This window comes from Micromonospora sp. NPDC005197 (genome assembly GCF_040608295.1).
GTDB lineage: Bacteria > Actinomycetota > Actinomycetes > Mycobacteriales > Micromonosporaceae > Micromonospora.
Map to the genome: position 1 here is coordinate 1 of NZ_JBEXHY010000203.1, position 6,610 is coordinate 6,610.

Below are 6,610 nucleotides of genomic sequence, written 5' to 3' on the forward strand. Positions count from 1 at the left end.
TTGGACGCCGCGCCGGTGGGCGCGCCGCCGCTCGGCGCCCTGGCCGCGCCGCCGCCGCTCGAACCGCCGCCACCGGCGATCCGCTTGGCCCCGCTCGCCACCGCGCCCGCGCCGGCGGCGCCGGCGGCGACACCCGCGCCCACGCCGTCGGACGAACCGAGCGCCGCCATGGCCGGCACGATCAGTCGCATCAACGCCGGCAGCGCGACCGCGGCCATCAGCAGGATGGCCGCGCCGGCCAGCTTGTAGTGCTTGGCGTCGCCGTCGACCGAGCCGATCATCGCCGCCCCGGAATACATGATCAGCCCGACCACCGGTTTGAACGCCAGCCAGGCCACCATCCAGGCGATGTGCTTACGCCACCACCCGCCGCCCGACTCGGTCATCGACGCCGCGGCGGCCAGCGGCAACGTGCCGGTGAGCAGCACCATCGCGCCGAGCCGCAGGTACATCAGGATCACGTGGATGCAGCCGGCGACCAGCAGCAGCAACCCGATGATGATCAGCAGGAACGCGGTGAGCCCGTCGGTGCCACAGTTGGCGATCAGTTTGAGCTGCGCCTTGATGCCCTGGTCGTACAGGTGGTCGCTGTAGTGGTCGGCCTCGGTGGCGAGCAGGTTGAGCACGGTCCACGCGGCGCCCACGGTCAGGATCATGCGGACCAGGCCCGACAGCGCCGTCCACAACGCCTGTCCCCTCCGTAGCAGTGCCATCCGGAACGCCGCGGCCAGCAACGACGCCACCGCGATGGTCACCACGAGCCAGTCGGTCTGCAGGTGGATCTGGTCGTTGATCTTCTCGTCGCCGAGCGTCGGCACGTCGCCGAGGTTGGCGAACAACTCCACCGCCGCGCCCATGATGGCGCCCGCGATGTCGCTGAGGATGCCGTCGATGCCCCGCTCGAAGAAGCCGACGACCTGGCCGATCTCCCCGATGTAGACGGCGTCGCCGGTCGCGCACTCGGCCATCTCAGCTCTCCTTCCACAGCACGAAGCCGGCCAGCGAGAGCACCGGGGTGACCGGGCCGTAGAGACCGCCGGAGCTCAGCGGCCGCAGCCGCCAGTCCACGCCGTTCCAGTCCGCCGTGTAGTCGACTGAGAAGTAGCGCGCCGTCGCCTGCCGGACCAGCACCCGGACCACGGCCGTCCGGGGCGTGTAGCGCACCACCAGGAACCCGGCGAGCCGGTTGGAGGTCTGCGGCGGGCCGCCGTCCTCCAGCGACTCACGCATCGCGTCGAAGTAGTCCCGCCCGAGCCCGGGCACGAGCTGCTGCCGGCTGACCGTACGCCAGTCCGGGCCGCTCATCTGCCGGGAGATGGTGTGCACCGCCAGCACCGCGCCCATCGGGGTGTGCGCGAAGCACCAGCGCAGCGGCCCGGTGGCCTTCAGCGGCCCGGCGGAGGCGGAGAACGGGGTCTGCGCGCCGTTGAGCGGGTGCCACGTGACGTCGGTCGGCGCCGCGTCCGGGATCCGCTGTACGGCGTCCACGGTGCGGCAGCCCTGCGGTCGCGACCCGTCCGGCGCGAGGCCGCCGATCACCGGCCCGGACGCGGGCGCGGCCCGGGAACCGGCGTCCCCGCCCCCGTAGAACGCCGCGCCGACGCCGGTGCAGAGCGCCAGCACCACGAAGGCCGCCGACACCTGCCATCGACGGTGCCGCCAGAACGGCCCCTCCTCCACCGGCCCGGATTCGTGTCGCGCGCGCATGCGTCAGTTCCCGTCCGCCTGGCCGCCGGTGCCGAAGACCCAGGTCACGATCGGGCCCGCGGTGGCGACCAGGATGCAGCCGCCCAGCACCATGCCCAGCCGGCTCATGTGCTCCGAGCTCTCACCCCGCTTGTGTGAGATCGCCATCACCGCGCCGGTGATCAGCACACCGAGGACGCCGGCCGCCGTACCCGCCCAGGCGACCAGGCCGAGCGCCTGCTCGACCTTCGTGGCGAGCTCACTGGGCACCGAGTTTTCGCCGGTCGCCGGCTGCGGCACCCCGCCAACGAAATCGCCGCCCAGTTCGGGCGCGGGACGGATCCCGAACGGGATCCGAACCAGACCGCTGTAGTAGATGTCGGAGAGGGCCATTGGGTGCTCCTTCAGTGCTGGGAAAAGGGGTTGGTCAGTCGGCCGGGGCCGGGGCCCGTCGGGGTGGTCACTGGCTGAACCCGAGCGCCTCGACGATCGGCCCGGCGGTGGTCGCGAGCAGGCACGCCGCCATCACGAACGCGATCTGCTTGGTGTACTCGGTCCGCTCCTCCAGCGCGCCGCGCCGCAACTGCGAGGCCAACGTCATGCCGGTCAGCAGCAGACCGAGCACCGCGGCGGCGCTCACGCACCAGGCCATCAGCGTCAGAAGCTGCACCACCGGGGCGTTCGGGTCGTCGACGGCCACCTGGTACGGCTCGATCGACGGCGCCTCGAAGCTCTTCTTGTTGATCGCGTTCTCGCACTTGAACTTTCCCGCGTACAGGGCGCCCTTGAGCGTGCACGAGTGCGACCCGGTGATGTCCACGTTGTCCTTGGTCCGCGAGTGGCCGCTCAGGTCCACCAGCATCTCGACGTCCATCCAGACCGTGTCGCCGTCGGTGAACTCGGCGGTCAGGTCGAACGACCCGTCGGTCGAGCCCTTCTTGCCGGAGCAGACCCGGTCGCCGTCACCGGCCGGGTAGGTGTTCACCGTGGTGGTGGTCTTCAGGCAGATCTTGTAAAGGAACGCCGCGTCACCGCCGTCCACCGTCACCGTGTAGGTGCCCGCCGCCGCCCATGCGGCCGGCGCCGGCCCGAGCAGCGCCAGGACCAGGGCGGCGACGACCCAGCCCGCCCGGCGGGTCCGGCTCACCGCGACCCCCGCCCCGGCCGGGCCTCCACCAGGGCGGCCAGCCGGGCCAGCTGGCGCGGCGGACGCTTCGGTTCCGCACCCACCCGGTACGACGGGACCCACGGCACCCGGTGCACCGGGGCGATCGCGCGCAGCAGCCGGATCCGGCCGAGAAGCGGCGCCGGCAACCGGCCCGGGGCGTCGGCGATCAGCACCACGCCCACCAGCCGCATCCCGGCCGGGTGCCGGCCCTCCCGCATCGCGTTCAACGCGCGGGAGACCGCCCGCAGGCCGTCGAGGCTGGTCCGCCCGACCACCGCGACCCGGGCCGGCTCGCCGATCGCCGCATCCGGCCACCGGCATCCGATGTCGGTGCCGCCGAGCAGGCGGGTGAGGGTGGAGGCGCCGGCGCCGCCGTGCGCGCCGATCCAGCCGATGCCCTCGTCCGAGAGGACATCGCGGTGTCGGATCGGACGCTCGTCGCGCTCCCGTGGTCGCCGCAGCATCACCGGCTGGCTCATCGTCCGTCTCGCCTCCCTGTCTGCTCGCCGTCGTCGGTCGCCGGCCGCGCCTGCGGCGTCTCGGCGGCGCGGGCGGAGCGGTCGACGGCCGTTCTACGACGCGACCGCCCACTCGGTTCAGCGCGGGTTCGAGGTTTTTTCCAGCCGCCGCCCGGCGGAGAAATCCGGGGGCACGGCTGAACCGGGGCCGGGGCCGCCGCGTAGACGGTGCACCGCGATCCGTGGGAGGGAGGCGGCACACCGAGCCGGCGGCGAACCGCCGGTGGGCCCATCACGAACCAGCGCTCGAAGGAGTGACCATGTCCGACCCCAGGTACGGCTACGAGCCGGATCCGCTGCAACGCGCCCAGACGTTCGCCGGTGCGGAGAACGACTACGAGATGGAGGCTGCGGACCGGCACTACAGCCTGCCGGTCAACCCGTACAGCCAGGCGGCGTACGCGTCCACGTCCGCGTCCACGGCGCCCCCGCAGTTCACCGACTCGTTCAACGGAGGGCGGCGGGTGTCGCCGCCCGCCGCCCCGGCCCGTTCGGAGCGGAACTCCGCCGCGCGTGGCTCCGGCGCGAGCCGGAACTCCGCCGCCGCCGACCAGCAGGTGGGGCGGCTCCGCCGCCGGTCCACCTACGTCGCCACCGACCCGGACGCGCTCGTGCGGACGGCCATGCAGGTGGGCGCCGTCACCACGCCGGCGCCGGTGGAGCCGCGACGCGGCAGCCAGGTGCGGCCGGCCAACCCGGACCGTCCGACCGAGAGCGAGGCGCGGCAGGGCGCCAAGAACGCCGGCTTCACCGGCCTCACCCAGTTCAAGGAGTACATGAACACGTACCTGCCGCCGGGTGCGGAGTTCACCGCCGGCTCGTTGAGCGCCATCTCCGGCGTCCTGGAGGGCTGGGCGGCGCGCGGCACGCAGATCAGCGCGTCCGCCGTGACCGCCTTGAAGTCCGGTGTGGAGTTTATCGACGCCGCGCAGAGGGGTGACTGGACGAAGGCCGCGGTGCACGCCGGGAACCTCAGCGGCCTGGGCATGAGCATCGCCGGCACCGCCGCCAATGCCACCCAGCTCACCGCGGCCGGCGGGTTCGTCACCGCCGGCGCCGCGCTGACCAACGCGGCGGTCGACCAGCGGCGCTCGGCGATCCAGCAGCAGTCGCAGAACGTCGACCTGGAACGCGGGCGGACCAGCCCAGGGTCGAGTACGGGCCCGGCGGCCAGTTCGTCGAGCGCGGCACAGGGTCAGGCGCCGGCACGCGGCCGGAGGTGACCGCTCGACACGACCTGTGGGCCCGGGTGAACGATCACCCGGGCCCACGTCGCTTCCGGCCGGCTCAGCGACCCGTCTCGCGCCAGTTCTGGTTGCTCTGGCTGGCGGCGCACTCCCAGATCTGCAACGGCGCGCCGTCGTCGGAGTTCCAGTCGCGCACGTCGAGGCACTTGCCGGAGTTCGGGTTGCGCAGCAGGCCGCCCTCGGCGACCCAGACCTGCGCCGGCCCGCCGTTGCACCAGGCGAGCTGCACCTTGGCCGCGTTGTCCCGGGACGCCCACGCCACGTCCATGCACTTGTCCAGCACCTTCAGCGTGTCGCCGGACCCACGGGTGAACCGCTGGCCCGGGGTGCCGTTGCACTGCCAGAGCTGCAACCGCACGCCGTCGGCCGACTCGCCGCCCGGCACGTCCACGCACTTGTCCGCGTAGCCGCGCAGCGCGAAGCCGGATCCGGAACGGTCGGCGGGACGCGTCGCGGGCGGGGCCGACGGAGCGCCGCCGTTGCGGAACGTCACCACCACCTCCGCGCAGCCCGGACAGTTGTAGACCGTCTCGTTGCCGGCGACCCGGTCGTGGGTGGACCACAGGTAGGCGCGCGGCCCGAACGGCAGCAACGCGGCGGTGTACGCGCTCTCCGCGTCCCGGTTGGGGTTGACGCAGTTCACCCGGTCGCCCCGGGCCGGGTCGCGTACGGCGTGCGCCTCCGGGCAGGCGGCGAGCATCTGCCCGGCGGAGCAGTCCCACCGCGCGCAACTGCCCGCCTTCTCCGGGCGGGGAGCGCCGGGCGCGTCGATCGTGATCGTCGTCGACAACGCGTCGACGTAGCTGACGTTGTACCAGGGCGCGCCCGCGTTGTTCCGGTCGAAGTTGAATTCGGCCAGGCTCACCGGCTCCGCGCCCCGCTCGCACCGGTCGGCGAAGGCGCCGCAGTCACCGACCAGGCAGCGGAACGAGCCGTTCGGGTCGCCGCCGCAGCGCTGACGGGCGAAGAACCGGCCGCGCCAGTGGCCGGGCTCGCCGGCATCCGGGATGACGATCGTGCTCGACTCGCCGGGGCGCAGCGTGGGCAGGCCGGTGATCGGCCGCGAGCCGTCCCCGCTCTCGCCCGCGCCGATCCACAACGTCTCCGCGGTGCCGTTGACGAACGTCACCCGCTCCCCGGTGGCGGCGGTCGCCCGCCCGCCCGGCACGCCCACGATCAGCCCGAGCGCCACCAGCACCACGGCGAGCAGCGCGGCCCTGCGTGCTGGGCGGGGGCCCCGGTTGACGCCCTCGGATGGGCCCGGGCCCCCGCCCGACACCCCGGCCCGCGTCCCACGGGTCGACGACGATCCGGTCCTCACAGCCATGTAGCCCTCCCTCGGCCTGGCAGGGACGCGCCGCGTCCCCCGACGGGTGCGGCAACCGCACGGCGACATGACGGCGCGGGAGAGCCTTCGGTTCAACGGGAAGTGCGGCGGATCGGTCGGAGACCATCTGTCCCGCACCACAGGATCGGTGTAGATCTTGGAAGGAAAGCGCCCCGATAGGGGCCGTTCGGTACCAAGATCTGTGAGCCGCTGGCCGCGAACAGCCTTCCGTCCTCAGCGCGAGATCGGCGCGGTGACCACCGAGGTGCCGTCGGCGAGGCCCACGCCGACGAAGGAGAGGTCGTCGACCGGCGGTGACAGCTCGCCGGTCACCTCCTGCGGGCCGGCCGAGGCGGTCCAGTCCCGCACCTGGTGGGTGACCCCGTCGCGGGTCACCGCGAAGAGCCGGTAGCGCAGCCCCGGCCGCAGCCCGGTCGCGGTGATCCGGATCGTGGAGCCCCTGCCCTCGTGCGTGGTGATCGACACGGAGAGGCTGACGCCCTGGCCGGGCGCCTCACCGGTCGCGGTCAACACCAGGTCGTCACGGCCCCCGCCACCGACTGTGGCCACGATCCCGCCGGTCAGCACCGCGAGCGCCAGCACGACCGCCCCGCCCCAGAGCAGCAGCCGACGGCGGGCGGACAACGCCCGGGGGCGGCCGCCG

At 73.3% G+C, this 6,610-nt stretch carries 7 protein-coding genes and 1 pseudogene; 1 reads left to right on the plus strand and 7 read right to left on the minus strand.

Features of this window, described 5'->3' with window-relative positions; genetic code table 11:
* From ABZU46_RS30500 to ABZU46_RS30520, 5 genes and pseudogenes are all read right to left on the minus strand, one after another.
* Nucleotides 1-968 (minus strand): annotated as a pseudogene (locus tag ABZU46_RS30500) (hypothetical protein); the annotation flags it as partial.
* Between the two features lies 1 nt (nt 969).
* Nucleotides 970-1,707 (minus strand): hypothetical protein, encoded by a 738-nt coding sequence (locus ABZU46_RS30505; RefSeq protein WP_354863162.1) that lies wholly within the window; start codon nt 1,705-1,707, stop codon nt 970-972.
* 3 nt (nt 1,708-1,710) lie between these two features.
* Nucleotides 1,711-2,079, minus strand: a complete 369-nt coding sequence (locus ABZU46_RS30510; protein ID WP_354863163.1) for a hypothetical protein — start codon at nt 2,077-2,079, stop codon at nt 1,711-1,713.
* A 67-nt stretch (nt 2,080-2,146) separates the two neighbouring features.
* The gene (locus ABZU46_RS30515; RefSeq protein ID WP_354863164.1) at nt 2,147-2,833 is read right to left on the minus strand and encodes a hypothetical protein; all 687 of its coding nucleotides are present in this window, start codon (nt 2,831-2,833) and stop codon (nt 2,147-2,149) included.
* On the minus strand, nt 2,830-3,333 hold the full coding sequence (locus tag ABZU46_RS30520) for a hypothetical protein (protein WP_354863165.1): 504 nt from the start codon (nt 3,331-3,333) through the stop codon (nt 2,830-2,832). Before ABZU46_RS30520 ends, ABZU46_RS30515 begins: the two co-directional genes overlap by 4 nt.
* A 299-nt stretch (nt 3,334-3,632) precedes the next feature.
* Between ABZU46_RS30520 and ABZU46_RS30525 the strand changes: the two genes are divergently transcribed.
* Entirely contained in the window at nt 3,633-4,595 is a 963-nt protein-coding gene (locus ABZU46_RS30525; RefSeq protein WP_354863166.1) for a hypothetical protein, read from the plus strand.
* Nucleotides 4,596-4,659: 64 nt separating this feature from the next.
* On the opposite strand, the gene ABZU46_RS30530 is transcribed toward ABZU46_RS30525, so the two are convergent.
* Both ABZU46_RS30530 and ABZU46_RS30535 read right to left on the minus strand, forming a co-directional pair.
* Nucleotides 4,660-5,946 carry a ricin-type beta-trefoil lectin domain protein gene (locus tag ABZU46_RS30530; RefSeq protein ID WP_354863167.1) on the minus strand — a complete coding sequence of 429 codons (1,287 nt, stop codon included), beginning with the start codon at nt 5,944-5,946 and terminating at the stop codon, nt 4,660-4,662.
* A gap of 234 nt (nt 5,947-6,180) precedes the next feature.
* Nucleotides 6,181-6,610 (minus strand): hypothetical protein (locus tag ABZU46_RS30535; RefSeq protein WP_354863168.1); only part of this gene is annotated, 430 nt, incomplete at its 5' end.